21 protein-coding genes are annotated in these 18,146 nt (G+C 34.2%); 17 read left to right on the forward strand and 4 right to left on the reverse strand.

All coding sequences use genetic code 11. The annotated features are described in order from the left end of the window. The first annotated feature begins 324 nt into the window (after nucleotides 1-324). From BUB77_RS28365 to BUB77_RS28445, 17 genes are all read left to right on the forward strand, one after another. Nucleotides 325-636: a TIGR04076 family protein gene (locus BUB77_RS28365; RefSeq protein WP_073280550.1), complete on the forward strand. Its 312-nt coding sequence runs from the start codon at nucleotides 325-327 to the stop codon at nucleotides 634-636. Nucleotides 637-709: 73 nt separating this feature from the next. Continuing rightward, complete coding sequence (locus BUB77_RS30210; RefSeq protein WP_170866781.1) at nucleotides 710-874, forward strand: hypothetical protein; 165 nt, start codon at nucleotides 710-712, stop codon at nucleotides 872-874. Between the two features lie 47 nt (nucleotides 875-921). Further along, nucleotides 922-1,131, forward strand: coding sequence for a hypothetical protein (locus BUB77_RS28370; RefSeq protein WP_073280532.1), 210 nt, complete (start codon nucleotides 922-924; stop codon nucleotides 1,129-1,131). Nucleotides 1,132-1,404: 273 nt separating this feature from the next. Next, complete coding sequence (locus BUB77_RS28375; RefSeq protein ID WP_073280533.1) at nucleotides 1,405-1,614, forward strand: hypothetical protein; 210 nt, start codon at nucleotides 1,405-1,407, stop codon at nucleotides 1,612-1,614. A gap of 650 nt (nucleotides 1,615-2,264) precedes the next feature. Next, complete coding sequence (locus BUB77_RS28385) at nucleotides 2,265-3,047, forward strand: hypothetical protein (RefSeq protein WP_073280535.1); 783 nt, start codon at nucleotides 2,265-2,267, stop codon at nucleotides 3,045-3,047. Nucleotides 3,048-3,418: 371 nt separating this feature from the next. Next, complete coding sequence (locus BUB77_RS28390; RefSeq protein ID WP_242962609.1) at nucleotides 3,419-4,648, forward strand: AAA family ATPase; 1,230 nt, start codon at nucleotides 3,419-3,421, stop codon at nucleotides 4,646-4,648. A gap of 13 nt (nucleotides 4,649-4,661) precedes the next feature. Next, nucleotides 4,662-5,318, forward strand: a complete 657-nt coding sequence (locus BUB77_RS28395) for a DUF4276 family protein (RefSeq protein ID WP_073280537.1) — start codon at nucleotides 4,662-4,664, stop codon at nucleotides 5,316-5,318. Between the two features lie 356 nt (nucleotides 5,319-5,674). Beyond that, entirely contained in the window at nucleotides 5,675-6,115 is a 441-nt protein-coding gene (locus BUB77_RS28400; RefSeq protein WP_170866782.1) for an RDD family protein, read from the forward strand. 686 nt (nucleotides 6,116-6,801) lie between these two features. Further along, a complete protein-coding gene (locus BUB77_RS28405) occupies nucleotides 6,802-7,578 on the forward strand; it encodes an ABC transporter ATP-binding protein (protein ID WP_073280538.1) in 777 nt (258 codons plus the stop codon). Continuing rightward, nucleotides 7,568-9,610 (forward strand): FtsX-like permease family protein, encoded by a 2,043-nt coding sequence (locus tag BUB77_RS28410; protein ID WP_073280539.1) that lies wholly within the window; start codon nucleotides 7,568-7,570, stop codon nucleotides 9,608-9,610. Before BUB77_RS28405 ends, BUB77_RS28410 begins: the two co-directional genes overlap by 11 nt. Nucleotides 9,611-9,620: 10 nt before the next feature. Beyond that, nucleotides 9,621-10,307 (forward strand): response regulator transcription factor, encoded by a 687-nt coding sequence (locus tag BUB77_RS28415; protein WP_073280540.1) that lies wholly within the window; start codon nucleotides 9,621-9,623, stop codon nucleotides 10,305-10,307. Then, nucleotides 10,300-11,364: a sensor histidine kinase gene (locus BUB77_RS28420; protein ID WP_073280541.1), complete on the forward strand. Its 1,065-nt coding sequence runs from the start codon at nucleotides 10,300-10,302 to the stop codon at nucleotides 11,362-11,364. Before BUB77_RS28415 ends, BUB77_RS28420 begins: the two co-directional genes overlap by 8 nt. Next, nucleotides 11,345-12,205 carry a hypothetical protein gene (locus BUB77_RS29300; protein ID WP_084124836.1) on the forward strand — a complete coding sequence of 287 codons (861 nt, stop codon included), beginning with the start codon at nucleotides 11,345-11,347 and terminating at the stop codon, nucleotides 12,203-12,205. The genes BUB77_RS28420 and BUB77_RS29300 overlap by 20 nt, the downstream gene beginning before the upstream one ends. A gap of 74 nt (nucleotides 12,206-12,279) precedes the next feature. Continuing rightward, nucleotides 12,280-12,714: a hypothetical protein gene (locus tag BUB77_RS28430; RefSeq protein WP_073280542.1), complete on the forward strand. Its 435-nt coding sequence runs from the start codon at nucleotides 12,280-12,282 to the stop codon at nucleotides 12,712-12,714. A gap of 504 nt (nucleotides 12,715-13,218) precedes the next feature. Next, nucleotides 13,219-14,121, forward strand: coding sequence for a helix-turn-helix domain-containing protein (locus BUB77_RS28435; protein WP_073280543.1), 903 nt, complete (start codon nucleotides 13,219-13,221; stop codon nucleotides 14,119-14,121). Between the two features lie 32 nt (nucleotides 14,122-14,153). Continuing rightward, on the forward strand, nucleotides 14,154-14,801 hold the full coding sequence (locus tag BUB77_RS28440; protein WP_139241352.1) for a hypothetical protein: 648 nt from the start codon (nucleotides 14,154-14,156) through the stop codon (nucleotides 14,799-14,801). Between the two features lie 304 nt (nucleotides 14,802-15,105). Beyond that, nucleotides 15,106-15,651: a GNAT family N-acetyltransferase gene (locus BUB77_RS28445; RefSeq protein WP_073280545.1), complete on the forward strand. Its 546-nt coding sequence runs from the start codon at nucleotides 15,106-15,108 to the stop codon at nucleotides 15,649-15,651. Nucleotides 15,652-15,737: 86 nt separating this feature from the next. Here BUB77_RS28445 and BUB77_RS28450 read toward each other — a convergent pair whose 3' ends face one another. From BUB77_RS28450 to BUB77_RS28465, 4 genes are all read right to left on the reverse strand, one after another. After that, the gene (locus BUB77_RS28450) at nucleotides 15,738-16,268 is read right to left on the reverse strand and encodes a flavodoxin family protein (RefSeq protein ID WP_073280546.1); all 531 of its coding nucleotides are present in this window, start codon (nucleotides 16,266-16,268) and stop codon (nucleotides 15,738-15,740) included. 14 nt (nucleotides 16,269-16,282) lie between these two features. Next, nucleotides 16,283-16,741: an FMN-binding protein gene (locus BUB77_RS28455; RefSeq protein ID WP_073280547.1), complete on the reverse strand. Its 459-nt coding sequence runs from the start codon at nucleotides 16,739-16,741 to the stop codon at nucleotides 16,283-16,285. Between the two features lie 50 nt (nucleotides 16,742-16,791). Beyond that, nucleotides 16,792-17,100: a hypothetical protein gene (locus BUB77_RS28460; RefSeq protein ID WP_073280548.1), complete on the reverse strand. Its 309-nt coding sequence runs from the start codon at nucleotides 17,098-17,100 to the stop codon at nucleotides 16,792-16,794. Between the two features lie 82 nt (nucleotides 17,101-17,182). Beyond that, nucleotides 17,183-17,764: a TetR/AcrR family transcriptional regulator gene (locus BUB77_RS28465; RefSeq protein WP_073280549.1), complete on the reverse strand. Its 582-nt coding sequence runs from the start codon at nucleotides 17,762-17,764 to the stop codon at nucleotides 17,183-17,185. Nucleotides 17,765-18,146: the final 382 nt, after the last annotated feature.

Genomic DNA, 18,146 nt, shown 5'->3' on the forward strand with positions numbered 1-18,146 from the left:
ACCACAACAGGTTTGATAAGTAACTTTCATGGTCGAACTCCTTTCCCTAGTAAGATAAGAAGCCATTGACTGAACTGCCACACAATTTAACCAAGGCGTTAAAACAATTCTTAGTGTACGGACTCGTAGTACCACTTATTTGTGCTTGAAAAGGCAGGACTTACACTGATTATAATGCTGTCTAAAACGAGAAAGAATTTACAACTCCTCCTCCCGTGCTTTGTAGTGTAGCTTCTTGAAGCTATTATCTCATGGTGTGGAGGTTTTGAAAATCTTTCATTACTATTTGTGCCGCGCCTGAAGGCGCGCGGAATGGAGATTATAATGAAAAATGTGAAAATAGTAGTTATACGAAAAGAATTCTATCCAGAGTTTGCTGATAGCTATCTGACTGAAGGTAAAGAAGTTGGGCCTTGTCCACTTATGAATGTTGGTGATGAATTTATTTATGAAGGTAGTGCCGAAATGCCAAAGGGATTATGTCCTTGGGCTTGGATTGATATTTATCGAGGGGTAAATGCCCTTTCTGCTGGTGCTACATATGCGCCGTGGAATAATCAGGACGGGTCACAAATTCTTTGTTGTACTGATGGCATACGCCCGGTTGTATTCAAATTAGAAGCAGTTAATGAATGACTATTTATTATTAGCTACCAACTATTAACATTCGTTGGTAGTTTTTTTGTACCAAAAAAAAGGGGGAGTTGACATGAGTAATGAAGAATTAGTGCAGCTCATAAAGCAGGGAACGGATCCGGCCGGTAATATGGAGCAGCTCAACATACAGAATAAAGGCATGATATTTACAGTAGTTAAGAAGTACCACTATGCCTGCCAGGCTGACTATAATAGCAGAGAAAGATATTCCGCATAATTGCGTAAAACCCTCGATACCATGTCGAACCCATGAAAGGAGATAAAATGCAAAATCACGAACATTACATAGAACCTGCAGCTTACGCAGCTATTAAGAGAGCAGACAGGCCAAGGAAGAAGCCCAGGTATTGGGGTGACAACGGTTGGAGAAGTGATGAAAGGCATCTTACGGAATGTAGGGTGGCTTTTTTATTGTTATATATTGAATTAAGGTATATAATGGAAAAAATATCGAAGGAGTATTTTTATGTTTGAAAAATAGATCATCCTGTAAAAACTATTGATATATATGAACCCTCTGAATTTATTGACATTATGTCAGATGGAACATATGAGAATTATTTCTATAGAGGTGAAAGTAAGTTCTATAAAAACAGTATATGTACAACAGTGCACGGCAAAATTACTTGTTGCATTAGTAGACTATATGCCAGATAATAAATAGAATGATCCTTACAAAATCAATCGAGTACATGGAAACGCTATGAATGAAATTGACCAGATAATTGACAGAAAAGGAACGGAAGAATGAGTCAGACGAGAAAATCAACAAAAGAATTGATTGAGGATATGTTATCGGAAGATGCGCAAAGAATATGGAGTGCAAGTTGTGGGATTATTTCATTAGGACAGAATCATGAAAGGATAATGGAGCTTGTGCCATATTTAACTCAAATGAAATCTAAAACAAATAATATTGAATTAGGAGGATTAATCCATCCCAATAGTAGATTTTAAAAAAAGGCATTTGAAGTGATAGAATGGCATTCGAATGGTGTGGGGTGTTCCTGCAGCCTTCTTGGAGAGGATTCTAACCCCAGACATCTAGAAGAAGATGGATTCATAACAATTACAGATACTGTCTATATGAATAACAGCAATTATATTGATTATTATTTGGCTATATGTCTCAACTGCCAGACACAATATAAGATTGAGGAAAGGGAGTATCATTCATTATGGTGGAACTGGATTAAATTAGGACAAAATAAGTCTTAAGGCCTTATTAGAGGTTTAGATTGGAGTTTAAAATGAATGCTGAAATTTTAATTAATTATAAGATGAATACCGAAGAACTTTTTATATGGAATACATTCTTTATAAGCAAAAGTTTGTTGAAAATTCATGAAGCACTTTATAGCAAATTGATATAAATAAGATAATATTAATACTGTTACAAATGGTGAATTAAGGATTTTTTTATAAATTGACATTAAGTATTATATTAATGATGACGATATAATAGATGCTATGGATGGCGTTTTATTCAAAGGGTTTAACCTATGAATAAAATGCTTTTTTTATTTCGCTTGGACTCCTAGTGAGAAAGCGGAATGGTTCTGACTGATAGAGGAACCATAATAATCAATTTTTAGGAGGATACAATTATGGCAGTAGCTATCAATGCAGCGGTACGAAGCAATACGGCAATGCATAATTTGTATTATGCATCAAAAAAAACAGCTATAGGGTGTAAAACAGCTTCATTTGACCGAGAAGTTAAAAACGAGGATACGGGAGTAAGAGCGTCAAATACGACGGTACCTTATTCGAACAGTAATGAAATTTATGAACAGATGGGTTGTAATTGTAAGTCGATACCAGCAAATCATGATAACAACTTGAACAATTCTGGAACTATTACACAAGGTCTGACACAGGTCAGTGAATGGTCAAATGAAGATACTGTTAAGCCAGCTTTTATTACTTATAATTCAGGATTAACAGGTTATGATACGGTTGAGTATTTTTATGATTTAACTAGTGATGAGGATAATCCAACTATGTATATGAGAACAAAAGCTGGTGCGGAAGAAAACTATTACAAGCTTGACTTGAACTCTATTAATCCGGCAACAGCAACAAAGGCAGAGATGCTTGGCTATTATTCTTATCAGGAATACAAAGGTGAAGATGTCGATATGTATCAGTTAATGGCAGATATGGATATGGCTGAACATAATGGATTTGTAAGTACGAATGACAATTTGCAAGCTGCGTTTTTGAAATGTACGGATAATTGGTTAAAAGCATTACAAAATGTTTTAAATATTCAGAAGAATGCTGGGGATTCCAAAGGCACAACAGCAACACAGAGGTTACTACACTTTATGAACAGTACCCAGCAAGTCAGTGCGGAGCAGATTCAACAGTTGATAAAGTCTGAGTGATATAATTTTGAATATAATTGAATAACAAAAATATTTTCAAATAATCAGAAGTTTGCTCTGGAGTTTTTAAATAATACAGAAAATAACAGATAGTATGAGTGGAGTATAAGTAGAGAACAAAAACGATAGAAAGTCTTTAAAATCATGGCTAAAAGTTCACAAAGAGATAGGAAAAAGCATATTGCCCCAAAATACCAAAACCTCGAAAACATTATTGTTTCGAGGTTTTTTTAACTACAAGCATATTGATATTATATGTAGCGAGGTTGATTTTGTATTTATATGTAAATCAATGAAATGTTCTGTTCAAATAATGTAATATGTATTATAATATATTACATTATTAAAAAGAAATTCAGATAGATAAAGAGGTGATTGTATTGGGCAAAATTGAAGGTATTGCAATTAAAAATTATGGTTCGTTGAAAGAAATAGTCTTAGGAAAAACTTTTTCACATCAAAGGGAAAAACCTTTAGGTAATATGGTAACAATCATAGGACCTAGTGGTAATGGTAAGAGTACCATTGCAGACGCTTTTGGATTTATAGCGGATTGTTTAGAAATGGGTGTAGAATCAGCTTGTGATGCAGGGAATCGTGGCGGGTATGAGCAACTCCTTTCACAAAATTCAAAAGAACCTATTAGTTTTGAAATTTATTACAGAGAAGCAAATAATACTCGTCCAATAACATATGAATTAACTATAGCTTTGGATAAGTTCAGTCGTCCATTTGTTAAAGAGGAGAGATTACGGTACAGAGTAGAAAATAGAGGTTGGCCTAAATCTTTTCTTCATTTGCAAAATGGAGTCGGTTTTGCCTTTGAAGGAAGTCAAGGTGGACAAGATGATGATACTGGTGCTATTGAAGGTAATAAGGTTGCAGTTACTTTAGCTGATAGTAGGAAATTGGGCATCGCAACATTAGGCGCCATGAAACAATATTCACGGATTGAAAAATTTTTAAATTTTTTAAAAAGTTGGTATTTATGCTATTTTACACCAGATGCTGCAAGAAGATTACAAACCGCTGCACCACAACCTTATTTAGACCGAATTGGGAGCAATTTAAATAATGTTGCACAATATATGTATAGAGAAAACAGGTCGGATTTTTTAAAAATTTTATTAAATATCCAGGAGAAGTTGCCAGGAATAGAAAAAATACAACCTTTAAAAATGCCTAACGGACAAATGGTTTTACAGTTTTGGGAAAGAGGCTTTAATGATCCCTTTTTTTCTCAAAAAATGTCGGATGGAACTTTAAAATTATTTGCTTATTATCTATTGTTACATGAAAAAAATCCTCGTCAGTTAGTATTTATTGAAGAACCTGAAAATGGTTTGTATCACCATTATCTGGCGGATTTAGCTGAAGAAATGAGGAAAAATGTTGGAACTGGATATAGTAAACAGTTATTTGTTACTACACATAGTCCATTCTTTGTTAACTCGTTACCTCCCGACGATGTCTGGGTATTGAAAAAGGAACAAAGTGGATTTTCTGTTGCGCAGCGTGCATCAGATTATCAGTTCGTGAAAGATCTTACAGAAGAAGGGGTACCTGTAGGGGATTTGTGGTATAGTAAATACTTTGGATAAGGGAGAGGTAATAGTGCATTTTCAATTTTTAATAGAAGACATTTCAGGTGAAATATTCATTAGGCATGTGATAGAAAAGCTTATGATTGAGTATGATTATATAACATATGATTGTAAGGCGTTTAAAGGGATAGGCGGATTAAAAATCTCGGGAAATGTAAATAAAGTAAAGACGGATAAACTTTTAGATGATTTATTAATGTTTTTACGTGGCTTTGATAAGAGTTTAAAAGGGATACCAGCAGCTATTGTTGTTGTACTTGATAATGACAAAAGAGATACTAATGAATTTCGCCTTCAGCTACAAAGCCAAGCTCAACTTTCAATGATTACCACGGATTATGTTTTTTGTATAGCAATCGAGGAGATGGAAGCGTGGTTACTTGGCGATAGAGAAGCATTACAAAAAGCATATCCGGATATCCGTCTTGCTTTTTTAAAAGATTACAATCAAGATGAAATTTGTGGAACATGGGAAGTTCTTGCAAACGCTTTGTATAAAGGAGGACTAAAACAGTTTAAAAAGGATAATCCGACATACCGTGAAGTTGGAAAGTGTAAGTCAGAATGGGCAAGAGAAGTTGGAAAATATATTGTGTTGGATAGAAATATTTCTCCAAGCTTTCAAGAATTTGTTTCAGCATTGAGGAAAAGATTAGATGTGGCATAATTATGTTTCAATAATAAGTATTTCTGAACATTTATAAACATGAAGCAACTGATGATAATATAGGTAGGGCATACAAGGAACAAATGTACTTGAAAACAGGTGTTGAAAATTATTAAAAAGATAATAAGAAATTTAATGAAAGCCTTGAAAATTTCTACGTTTCAAGGCTTTTTATGCTTGGAATTATGCTTATGGTAATGTAATAAGGCTACCCCTGTCCTTGGGTTACAAATGGAATAATATATATTCAAGACAATTAATATTGAAACTTGGTAGAAAATGGTATATTATAGTAAATAATGATTGTTGATGATGGAGCAATGCCATTATATAATTTTAATTTGAGGAGAAGGGTTATGTATGCAGGATTTTGGAAGCGTTTTGTTGCATATTTACTTGACGCAGTAGTTATCAGTATTGTATTTATAATTTTTATCTTAAGTTGGGCGTTATTTGAATTGCTTTTAGATTTCACAGGACTCGACCAAAAAACTAAAGAGATGGTGTTAGGGGTATTAGGTGTGCCTATTATTTTATCAATTCCTTGGCTGTATTGTACATTATTTGAGTCATCTAGATACCAGGCAACAGTAGGAAAAATACAAATGGGTATAATCGTTGTAAATATGGATTTTTCCAGGATATCATTTGCAAGGGCAAATGTGCGATATTGGAGTCATATTTTTTCCAGTATTTTGGGTATTGGCTTTATAATTGCAGGATTTACAAATAAAAAGCAAGCGCTACATGATTATATTGCACAGACATATGTTGTAAATAAAATTACCAAATTGTAAAATGATAAAAATAAATTATGATTTAATACATATAGTCATTACTATAAAAGTGTAAATGTTAAAGCCTACCATTAGTGCTTAAACATTTACACTTATTTTTTTATAATCAGAGAATTGGTCTAGGGAGCTGTTTTTTGGGTTAACCACAGTTCCAATAAAACCGTCAAATCCCCCTTATTATAAACATTCGGTTAAGCAGGCTGAAACTAGTGCTTTCGTGTAACGAACGAAAAGAATTGTCAGCAATGTTGGTATAACTAACTGATGAAGTTCGGGTAATCATGAATACCATGAGTATTTATCATCTGCTAGTATTAAGATAATTGTAAGAAAAGGAATTTTTTTGCAATTATCATTCAAATTGAAACGAATAACTTTATAAAGAGTATGTACTTTTTCTTCTTCTGGTATCTTCATCTTAGATAGGTCGAAGTTACTCCTATATTCGCAGACTTTAAGAATGAAGGGTATAATTACCGATTGAAGTCATATGCAGATATGATTTCAAATGCAGAGTACCCGGTAGAACGTATTTAACCGGAAATAAAGGCAAAGAAACCTTTCAATAACTGTAAGTGTTATACGGATATTTAATTTTGTATAATAAATGCATATAACAAATTTCAATGTAAAATTTAAGTTTGTTTATATAGTATAATTTAAATTGAGAAAGTGGGGCTAATGCAATGAATCAGAGGATATTTGAAGTTAAGGAGCTCAAGAAATATTATGGAAAAAAGAACTCCATGACCAAGGCTTTAGATGGCATTAATTTTCAAGTAATTAAAGGTGAATTTTTAGGTATCATGGGAAGCAGCGGTTCGGGAAAAACGACATTGCTTAACTGTATTGCAACAACTACACAGCCAACATCAGGCAGCATCCTGTTAAATGATGAGAATATAGAAAAATATAAAGGAAATAAGCTGGCAGAGTATAGGGGAAATAGAATCGGATATTTGTTTCAAAATTTTGAGTTACTTGAAAATCTGACAGCGAGAGAAAATATAATACTGCCAATTGCTATTCACAATAAATTAGACAGTAATAGAGAAAATCAAGTAAAAGAGTTAGCAAATTATATGGAAATTGAAGATGTTCTGGATAAATTTCCAAATGAAATGTCAGGGGGACAGAAACAGCGAGTGGCTGCTGTAAGAGCATTGGTCTTAAATCCTGAAATAGTCCTTGCAGATGAACCAACAGGAGCTTTGGACTCTAAAAATGCAAAATCATTAATGCAGAAACTATCAGATTTAAACGATGAGCAGGAAACTACAATTTTAATGGTGACTCATGATGCCAATGCCGCCAGTTATCGTAATCGTATTTTATTTATTCAGGATGGTAAAATATTTCATGAAATGAGAAGAAAGTATCCTGAGGAATTAAGGCAGGATTATTATGAAAGAATACTTCAGGTAATGGCACAATTGGGAGGAGGAAGCGCTAATGTTCTTTGACTTAGTTCGAAAAAACAGTAAACGAAATAGAAAAGAAAATGGCCTATTCTTTTCTTCTTTAATAATATCAATTATAGCGTTTTATATAATTTTATCATTGCAAAATCAGGATGTAATAGTATTTCTAAAAAAGATCGAAAGTGATGCAATTGATAAATTGTTCTTACTCATACCTGTAATCTATGGATTTTCTCTGTTTATACTTTTTTTTCTTGTATATTTTGCAGGGAAATATCAATTAGACAGGCGGAGTCATGAATTGGGCATGTACATAATGCTGGGAATGAGACGTAGAAAGCTGTTATTCCTGTTGCTGGTTGAAGAAGTGTGGAATAGCATATTTTCACTATTAATTGGAATACCCATAGCGGTTTTTCTATCTGAAGTAATCAGCCTGGTAATAGCAAAGATAGTCGGATTGGGAATTATCGGCCATCGTTTTTCTTTATCATTGACAGCTATAATTGGAACAATCATAGGTTACTTTATCATCCGATTATTTGCATTGATGATTCTCTGTGCGCAGTTTTCAAAAAAGCAAATAAACATATTGTTGACTGAAACACAGGAAAAAAAGCATAAGAAAACAAATAATAGTATAATTCTAATACAGCTATTATCAGGAATAGTTCTTCTGGTAATTGCATATAGCAATGCAATCAAAGGAAATGCATGGGAGAATACCCTTTTCATGGGTACTACTGTTATTATTGGACTTTGTGGGATGTTTCTTTTATTTCATGGAATTGGGATTTTGTTTCAAATTGTTTTAACTCAACATAAAAATAAGAATGGCTTAAGGATTTTTACATTTCGACAGCTGCAGGAATCGGTTTTTCACAAACCCAATATGTTAGCTATCTCATCCTTGCTGATTATGATGGCATTATGCCTGTTTTCTTATGGGGTAGCTGTTGGGAGAGTATTTAATTACTCTGAACGGCATGTACTTGATTATACTTTTGAAGGAAATGGGCAGACAATAAAGTCAGAGCTCCAAAAAAAAGAACTGGATAAGTATATTGATAAGTTGTTTGAAATGAAAATTGGACTTTTAAATGAAGAATTTAGCTTTTCGGCACAAAGCTTAATGAATGCCGTGAAAGAGTACAAAGCTGCAGAGGATAAAGATATTCTATTAAATAATCTTCAGTATTTTGATCATCCATATTTAATTTCATTATCCAGCTATAATCAGTTATTAAAAATAGCTGGTAAATCAGAAATAGAGTTAAATAAAAATCAAGCTGCACTCTATAACGATTCAGAATTCTCATATGGAAATACAGCCAATATTTTAAGAGGTGTTCTTGAAGAAAGGCCGTATATTGAGATAAACAATGAACAATATGAGCTTATAGATGGACTTTATCAAGACAGTATAGTTACGGACAGAAGTATTACAATTAGTTATGGACTTATTGTTCCGGATGACTTATATGCCAGTTTGGTATCAGACAAGGCTGGTAGTTCTTACTGGAATGCAGCATTAAAGAAAGCTTATTTGAAAAATAATGGTTTAATGCAAGCTATTTTAAAGGTAAATACTATTTTGGATACAACTGGCCTGGAATATGAGAGCTACTTGCAGAATATGGGCAGAAGCTTGTTTTATACGGTAGCAGCCAGTTATACGACTATCTATCTGGCAATTATTTTTCTCATAGTATCGAATACTGTAATGGGAGTTCAGTTTTTAATGCAGCAGCAAAAAGCAAAAAAACGGTATCAGACCTTAATTAGTCTTGGTGCAGATTATCAAAAATTATGTATGAGTGCAAGGCAGCAAATTACCTGGTACTTTTCGATTCCAATTATTGCCGCATCGGTCAGTGCACTCTTTGGCACCAGATCATTATTTACAGGTGTTGCTACAACATCTATGCGTAGTGAAGTAAATTTGTTAATGATAATATCATGTGCTATGATTTTGTTTTTGGGTGTGGTAGAATTTTGTTATATGATATCGGTAAAAAGAATTAGTGATAATAACATAAAGACAATAATTGAAATCAAAAGAGAGGACAGTTAGGAGGTTTGGTGTGATTAAAATTGTGATTGTAGAGGATGACTGTTATATGCGTGATGAAATTGTTGCAATATTAGAAAAGGAGCAGTATCAAGTATCATGTGTTGTCGACTTCGTTCATGCAGCAGAAGAGGTTCTCAGGCAATCACCGGATTTAGTGTTATTAGATTTGAATTTGCCAGAAGTATCCGGATTTGAAATATGTAAAGGAATCAGACAAAAAAGCACAGTTCCTATACTTGTGTTAACAGGGAGGAATCAATTAAAAGATGAGCTGCATGCCTTGGGATTAGGGGCTGATGAGTATTTGAATAAGCCGTGTCATAAGGAACGATTATTAATTAGAATTACCAATTTACTTAAGCGTTCAGAAGATAGGAGACATTTCATTGAAGTAAAAGGATTACGTTTGGATGTTCAGACGTACACGCTTTATAGCAAGGATAATTCTTTGGTTTTACCAGAAAATCAAGGAAAAATAATGGGGCAGCTATTATCCCATTATGGAGAAATTGTTACAAGTAAAATGCTGATTGAAGCATTATGGGGAACAACAGAGTACATTGATGAGAATGCTCTTCAGGTGAATATGACAAGACTGCGTAAAACAATAAGTCAATTAGAAATTGCCTTTAAAATTACAACAATTCGAGGTGAGGGGTATCAATTTGAAGCAATAGAGGAAATGAGATATGTTTAAAACATTGATACACATGTTTGAAAAATATGGTATATGGATATGTTCGATTATTTTGCTGAATATCCTATTTGGGACAATGCTATGGTTGTTAGATGAAAAAAATTTTAAATATATTTTTTCGGCAATGCTTTTAGGGTCCTTCCTTCTATATTGCGTAATTGGGTTTATAGTATTTAGAACAGATCAAAGAAGGAGAAAAGTTTTAATCGAATTTTTAGAGGAGCCTTCTTTGTTTCAACAGGAAAGAGTACTAAAATTATTTACAGGATTTGACCAGGAGTTCATAAACGAAATGGGTAGAGTGCTGCGTGAAAAAAATGAAAGTATTTTAAAACAAGAAGAAAATAGGAAGGAATATGAGGAATACATTGAATCATGGGCACATGAGATAAAGACACCATTAGCACTTATGACATTTGTAATGGACAATCGAAGAGATGAAATTTCTGCTGCTGCTTACAATCGGTTAGAGTATTCAAGAACAAAAATGCAAGAAGATATAGAAAGAATGTTGTATTATGCAAGGTTAAAATCAGCGCGGAGTGATTATTTTTTTACGGAGCTGTCATTGAAAGATGTATGTTATGAGGTGATAGACGAATACAAGGTTTTATTGCAGGAGAAAAATATAAATGTGATTACTGATTATGAAAATTTGAAGGTCTTTTCTGATAGAAAAGGAGTACAATTTTTAATTACTCAAGTAATCAGTAATGCAATTAAATATCAGAAAGAAGAAGTTGGTTCATTTATTCAGCTATCTATCAAACTTGATAAAGCTAATAATCAAACCAAGCTTTTAATACGAGATAATGGAATAGGAGTAAAAGCATATGACTTACCATTTATTTTTGAAAAAGGTTTTACAGGTGAGATAGGTGAACAAAAAAAGAATTCTACGGGCATGGGATTGTATCTGGCGAAGCAAATAGCAGATCATTTAATGGTTACAATAAGTGTAACTGAAGATTATAATGAGGGTTTTGAAATAGTTTTTTTGTTTCCAGATTCAGTTAAAATAATGGGGGAGAGCAAACATGAGTTTCCTGAATTTTGAGATTAAGAAAATTTGTGCAGGCTGGTTTGATGCAGAGTTCATCTCAAATAATAAAAGGGTGGAGATTTCTGCGTCTGATGCATGGGGAAACGATTCACCCAAATATTTTCTCCAAATGATTTCGGACATTTTAGATAATAAGGTTAATACAAGCTATGTGGTATTTGATGAAGAACCAGGGACATATATGGTATGTATAGAGAAAAATGATTCTGACTATAGTATATCAATCTTGTATTCAGAATTTGATGATGATCTGTGGACAGAAGCTGGACTTCGTGGAGTATTGTCGAAAGATAAAATTAAGGAAATAATGCCAATTGACAAAGAAATTTTTGTGGAAAGCGGATTTTCATTTTTGGCATTTGCAAGGACTGTAGTTAGGAGCTTTGAAGAATATTCCATGAATCAGTATAAGGAAACATACGAAGAAAATTGGATGGATTTTCCCAGTACTGAGTTTCAATATCTGAGTGAACAGGTAAAGAAGCTGTTGAGTGGGTTTGATATGACGTTCGAAGAGGCATTCAGTAATTTATGTGAAAAATATGGAGAAAACTTTAATTGGTCGTTAATAGGATTTTCCAATCAGTATTTTGTGGAAGAGGCTAAAAAAGAAATCAAGCCTGGACATCTATTATATGGGAAAACCATGAATTCTGTGGCAAAGAGTGAATCAAACGATGATGTGATGTTTGTTATGGAAAATGAAAGGTATGTAATTATTCATTTGACATACTGCAAAGATGGGGAGGTAAGATATCCGACATTTTTAGAGTTTGAAAATCTAATAGAGGTTATGAGTTTTATTGAAAAAGAGTATGTAGAAAATTATTTATAGCAAAATAATACATACTGGCAGATAATGTTTGTATCTTACAGAGGGAGCTTTCGTTTAGAAAAAGGAGAGCAGAAATGAATTATAAAGTGATAACAGAAGATAGTAACATTTCATTGCATGACCATTTAGTGTCTGAAATACAAGTTGGAAGAGATATTGCTCTATTATTTGAAGACGGCTTTGATGTTACAGTGAATAATATCTATAATAATACAGGAAGACATAAACTTACAGGCAAATCGGCTGTTATACTGTATGAAGCTACATATATTGAAGGATCAAAGTTTTTATCAGACAATAATGAGAAAAAAATAGAAGTATCATCTTTCAGCAAGCTTGACTTAGAGGTTTTGGATTTCTCTTATGATAGTAATACTGATATTGTTGAAGTTTATGGAGAAGCTTGGGATGAATCTGTTTTTTGTAAACTGAAATTCAAGGTAACAAAAGTAACATATTGCTGGAACGAATTTGTAGATGATGCATGGTTTCAAGACTGGCCTTCCTAGCAATTATTAGCAATGAGTAATATGTACATAAATGACACAATATTAACGCCAGCTTTCAAGCCGCTTCCAGTGTTTTGATCTATATTCTTCTTTAAGGTAATATATTATAATCTCTTATGCAAATGTGAGTATAAATGTAATGTATGTAATTAATGGATAAAGTCTTGGAATATCAATATTCCAAGACCTTTTTTTGCTTAAAAATGTTATTATGTTGTGGATTTTTGAGATTAATTAATTCTGTTTTCTAAATAAAAATAGCATCTTTTTTAGGGTTAATACCAGAACATCTATGAAATGAAGTATTCAAGCTACTTCTATTACTCTAATTACCTTTATCAGCTGGAACAGGAATTAATCTGCTGAATGTGTAAGCAAATTTCTGAATTTAAATTCTTCGCCTTTGGTGCGGAATTAATTTTGAGGAATTAAAACCGCAATTTGAATCAAAAAAATAATTTACAGTATGTTATAATCAAGCTATCTTTCAAAGGAGCAGCCGATATGAATTATTCTCAAAGTATACAAAAAACAATTTCATACATTGATGCAAATCTCAGCAATAAGCTCTCTTTGGATGAACTGGCTGATATAGCGGGATTTTCTAAATATCATTTTCTTAGGATATTTAAACATGAGACCGGCAGCAGGCTGTCTGAGCATATTCAAAACCGCAGAATGGCTCAGGCTGCAAAATTATTATTATTTACCCAGCAGAATATACTTGATATTGCACTCACATATCGGTTTGAATCCCAGGAAGCTTTTACAAGGGCATTTAAAAAAGAGTATAACCTTCCGCCGGGCAGATATCGTAAAGCAATGAGTAACTTGATTCATATTAAGGAGGTACCAGATATGGGAAAAAACAATTTAATTCCAGGGTGGATTATTACTGGAACCGTACCAAGTGAATATAGTGTAGATTTTGACCGGGATATTTTTTATAAAGGAACCAGGTCTGTACGTATAAAAGGTGAGAGTGATAATATTGATGATGAGGATTATATGACTGTAATGCAGCAGTTTAAGGCCAGGGATTATATTGGAAAAAGAATTCGTTTTTCTGCATTTATTAAAACCCTGAATGTGGAGAAATGGTGTGGACTTTGGATGAGGATTAATAGTACTACAGCAAATATAGTTAAATTTGATAATATGCAGAATCGTCCAATTAAAGGAACCAATGATTGGAATTACTATTCGGTCGTGTTAGATATACCTGAGAGCGGCAATATTATTAATATTGGTGTTCTTCTAAATGGAACAGGAACAGTCTGGATGGATCATGTTAATTTTGAAATTGTTGATAAGAACGTTGAAACAACAGATGTGGATCTGAGCAGTGAATTGCCGGAAAAGCCTGTTAACCTTTCATTAGAAGAATCAAATACGGATTTGCAGTAGTAAATAAATTCAAAGGTAGGAAAATGACTGGAATGGAAAAGAAAAAATTATCATGGGAATATGGTTATATACTTGGGATGACCGCTATAATCTGTATCCTTGCTGCCTTGCTGAACAGAATCACTTTGCCGGTTATTATAATAGTATTTTTGATAGACATTGCCGGTATTATCATACTTTGGACGAGGCCACTCAGTAAAAAATTATTATATTTGCTTAATGTCCTAAATAGTATAGGTGCCGCATCCTTAGCGTACCTGATTATTACATTAGTAATAAAATCCATGGATAGCTTTGTTGCTATGATTTCAATAATAGTAGTAATGGATGTGTTCAGTTTCACAAAAAGAGGAAAAAAAACACCGAATGCCAGATTAATGAATAATAACAATGCCCTGGCTCGTTTATGCATATGCTTACCTGTAGCAGGGAAACCAGGACTTCAACCAGTCATTGGGGTTGGAGATTTGTATTTTTACAGTGCAATAGTACTATTTTCTTTACATATTTTTGGAGTAAATGTATTGGGAAAAATATTTCTGGTGCTTCTTGCAGGCCAATTGGCAAATATCATATTGATTTCAATTATAAAAAATAAAGCCTGGTATAAAGGCTTTCCGGCAACATTATTTCCTGGTATATTTTATCTTATTGTTATGCTAATTATGCTAATAAGTTAATTTTAATTAAAATATTTGAAGAGTGAATTAATTATGCTTTTAATTTAAGCTAAGTTTTAATCAACATTGAAAATTGATATGCTTTATTAAATAAATAATTAATATAAATAGATACTACAATCTGGATATATAAAAATACTACAATTTGGTACATTCTTGTAGTAAACAACCAACTGTATTAAAATAGCACATCTTTAGTTCAGAAAAATTTATGAGGCTGCTTTGCTGATATTATGGTGCTAGGATTGAGAATTTTATCATTTAAGACAATGATTATTTATATATGTAGGGAGAGAAAAGTGTCATGAGAATAGAAACAAATCATGTAATAATTCGAGATTTTGAGAGAAAAGACGCAGAAAAACTTTATAGGACTGTCAGAGAAAAGAATGTTCTTCGCTTTATGCCTGATGGGGCAGAAATTGGTGCTTCACCACAAGCCTATTTTGGATATATTGATTGGCACCAAAATAAAAAAGATTCAACAGATATTTATGAAAACAAAAGATATGTAATCGCATTACCTGATACGGATGAGATGATAGGAATGGTTGGCATGGGGTTGGAAGATACATTAAATGAGGTTGAAGTTGCATACTTGATGTCAGAGAATTATCAGAGAAAGGGATACACGGAAGAAGCAGTAAATGCTTTAGTCAATTGGTGTTTTCGTATGTCAGATATAAAGTATCTTATACTGACTATTGATTGCGCAAATACACCTTCTTGCCATCTTGCCGAGAAATGTGGTTTTGAATTATTTGAGAAACGAATACCTATCAGACATAAACAACAGAACATGGAAAGTGATAGTTACTTCTACTATAGAAAATATAGAAGCTTGTCATAAATACTAACACTTTTTTAAAGGACACTTTTCAGATTATTATCTTACTGAAAAGTGTCCTTGGAAGGCCATTCATGCTAAAAGTAAACTTAATCAACCATGGAAAACTTGTTTATCTCTTTTATTGCTGTGTCAGAAAGGCTCTTTGCCTCTATTTCACTGATTTTGTATGCGGAGGTATCCTTGCGTCCGGGATTCGGATTCGAGGAAAGTAAATCTTTTATATGCTGGTCCAGCATAATAACTGGCTTTGCTCCCGTTCTTTTCATAAGCTCCTGTGACAGCTTGGGATTACCGCCATCGGCTCCTCCGCTGATGGATAGAAAGCCGTAAGGCTTCTGGCTTTTTTTCAGATAATTAAGATATGCCCGAAGGGGAGAAGCTGCATGCCCCATCCAGACAGGGCCGAAAAAGAGGATAAGGTCATATTCTCGAAGCGTCTCCGGGGCAGGATGGACTTTTGGTGTCCGGCCAAAGAGCATATCTGTGATAATGGAGCCCATTGTTATGGGCTTTTGTCCTGATATTTTAATATGTTTTGCCGGTAAGTCCCTAGACACACATTCAGCAAATATATCGTTGTTTCCTGTAAAAGAGTAAGAAATAATTGCAATATTCATGTGAAACCTCCTGATTATTCTTTCTGTGACTGTTTTAGTGCATTTTCCAGTGCTTTTAGGTGGGCTTTGGAGGTAAGGGTCGCTCCGCTGATTGCATCCACCTGTAAGGAATCCGATTCAATCACTCTTTTAAATAAATCCTCTATTGTCATGCCGCCTGTGAGTTCTGCAGGTTTTCCATGACTGTCCAGTGCACCTTTGAGTATTTTTATTGCTGCAATTTTACCGTCGGATATGGTGACTTTAACGGCTGCATTTCTGGCTTTTCCTTTGGTTCCCTTATATTCCCCGACATAGGTTCCGTCCTGCAGTTTTGTAAAGTCAACGCTTCCAATGGTAAGCTTTTTAAGCTCCTGGCGTCCCGGAGCATCTGCAAAAAACGGAATTCCCGCAGCCAACAGGATTACTCCTAAAATAATCAACACAACAATACCGATTTTGCCCTTTTTTTTGCCAGTTTTAGAAGTTCTCATTCACATACCTCCCAATCTTTATATAATGATACCGTTATACCTGGGCCGCTTCATTCCAGCGTGATTGTCACATGCTCATTTTTATCCGGCTCGTTAACCTCTGCCAGCAGGCAGGGGAGTGATAACTCTCCCTTGTTCAGTAAATCTAAAACAGCCTCTATGTCAATATCTTTGAGCAGTTCCAGTTCATCCGCAGCTTTTCCTTTCTTTCTTGAATTGCCGGCCATCTGTCCGAAGTGCAGACCCATCTTAACGGCGAAATACGGAATGAGCACATTCGTGGTCAAAGCGCCATTTTCGGTGACTTGAATGCGAATGCCTTTGGGCTTAACTGGTCTGTAATTCTGTTGGTTATCCATCGAAATCCTCCTTAATTTGATTAGTGAATGAATAAAAATGTGTTCGTTCATTTTGAAGGTAAAAAATATTGCTCCGTTTTTGTTATTCGGAGCAATCCATCAAGCTTTTCATAATAAGCTCCGTCATTTGATGTAAAAGCTCAGGAAAATATTCAAGCCCGATTTCTTCCTTGTGGGTATCAACATTTATGATTGCTGCAAAAATCCTCATAATCATTTTGCTGTCAATGTCTTTTCTCATTTTCCCCTGCTTCTGCCAAAGCTTCACCAGCTCAAGGAAATCGTCATACAGGAAATCCACTGTGTCAATGCCATTTTCTTCACGATAAATTTGTTCTAACTTTTCAAAAACACTTTTGTTATACCATTCTCTTAGAATAGGGTTTGCTTTGGTTCCCTCTACGTTGAGCTTTAACATTTGCCCCACTATAACCAGGGGACTTTGGTTCAGGTCAAGGGACTCAAAGCAACCTCGTTTCAGCTTCGTATTTTCCTCCAGAAAGATATCCATAAAAAGTTTTTCTTTGGAAGGGTAATAGTTATAGAAGGTTCCGACGGCCATCCCGGCTTTTTTGGTAATCTCTGAAATGTTGGTATCCTTAAAGCCCTTTTCACTGAATAATTCCTTTGCACAATCGTAAATCAGAGTTTTTTTATCTTCCACGGGTGTGCCTCCATGTTTGTTATTACAATATGAATGAATATATTTAATTTCATTCATATTATAGCTGGTGGCAGGATATTTGTCAATAGAATATAATACCACGATATAAGTAAGGGGGGATTGGGAACGGACGATGATTTTGGCTTACCTTTCGTGATTTTCTCGTTCGGGGTTCCGAATTCCACTAAAATGCCGGCAGCTGTTCCTGGCAGGTGAAATTATACCAAACTCGCTGGAAGGCTGTAACAGTGCAAAGCTGTGAGCTCAGACAGTGGTATAATTTTACCTAGGAACAGCTGCCGCCATTTAAGTGTCATTAGGGAACTCCTCAATAGAAAATTACGAAAGGTAAGCCAAAATCATCTGGGGATTGGCAATAAAC

This window comes from Anaerocolumna jejuensis DSM 15929 (genome assembly GCF_900142215.1).
GTDB classification, from domain to species: Bacteria; Bacillota; Clostridia; order Lachnospirales; family Lachnospiraceae; genus Anaerocolumna; species Anaerocolumna jejuensis.

What these genes read in the sequence shown, in the direction of transcription:
- BUB77_RS28400 (WP_170866782.1), top strand. Translation starts at nt 5,675, where the DNA reads ATGTATGCAGGATTTTGGAAGCGTTTTGTTGCATATTTACTTGACGCA.
- BUB77_RS28450 (WP_073280546.1), bottom strand. Translation starts at nt 16,268, where the DNA reads ATGAATATTGCAATTATTTCTTACTCTTTTACAGGAAACAACGATATA.
- BUB77_RS30210 (WP_170866781.1), top strand. Translation starts at nt 710, where the DNA reads ATGAGTAATGAAGAATTAGTGCAGCTCATAAAGCAGGGAACGGATCCG.
- BUB77_RS28420 (WP_073280541.1), top strand. Translation starts at nt 10,300, where the DNA reads ATGTTTAAAACATTGATACACATGTTTGAAAAATATGGTATATGGATA.
- BUB77_RS28430 (WP_073280542.1), top strand. Translation starts at nt 12,280, where the DNA reads ATGAATTATAAAGTGATAACAGAAGATAGTAACATTTCATTGCATGAC.
- BUB77_RS28385 (WP_073280535.1), top strand. Translation starts at nt 2,265, where the DNA reads ATGGCAGTAGCTATCAATGCAGCGGTACGAAGCAATACGGCAATGCAT.
- BUB77_RS28455 (WP_073280547.1), bottom strand. Translation starts at nt 16,741, where the DNA reads ATGAGAACTTCTAAAACTGGCAAAAAAAAGGGCAAAATCGGTATTGTT.
- BUB77_RS28410 (WP_073280539.1), top strand. Translation starts at nt 7,568, where the DNA reads ATGTTCTTTGACTTAGTTCGAAAAAACAGTAAACGAAATAGAAAAGAA.
- BUB77_RS28445 (WP_073280545.1), top strand. Translation starts at nt 15,106, where the DNA reads ATGAGAATAGAAACAAATCATGTAATAATTCGAGATTTTGAGAGAAAA.
- BUB77_RS28435 (WP_073280543.1), top strand. Translation starts at nt 13,219, where the DNA reads ATGAATTATTCTCAAAGTATACAAAAAACAATTTCATACATTGATGCA.
- BUB77_RS28375 (WP_073280533.1), top strand. Translation starts at nt 1,405, where the DNA reads ATGAGTCAGACGAGAAAATCAACAAAAGAATTGATTGAGGATATGTTA.
- BUB77_RS28365 (WP_073280550.1), top strand. Translation starts at nt 325, where the DNA reads ATGAAAAATGTGAAAATAGTAGTTATACGAAAAGAATTCTATCCAGAG.
- BUB77_RS28370 (WP_073280532.1), top strand. Translation starts at nt 922, where the DNA reads ATGCAAAATCACGAACATTACATAGAACCTGCAGCTTACGCAGCTATT.
- BUB77_RS29300 (WP_084124836.1), top strand. Translation starts at nt 11,345, where the DNA reads ATGAGTTTCCTGAATTTTGAGATTAAGAAAATTTGTGCAGGCTGGTTT.
- BUB77_RS28405 (WP_073280538.1), top strand. Translation starts at nt 6,802, where the DNA reads ATGAATCAGAGGATATTTGAAGTTAAGGAGCTCAAGAAATATTATGGA.
- BUB77_RS28460 (WP_073280548.1), bottom strand. Translation starts at nt 17,100, where the DNA reads ATGGATAACCAACAGAATTACAGACCAGTTAAGCCCAAAGGCATTCGC.
- BUB77_RS28440 (WP_139241352.1), top strand. Translation starts at nt 14,154, where the DNA reads ATGGAAAAGAAAAAATTATCATGGGAATATGGTTATATACTTGGGATG.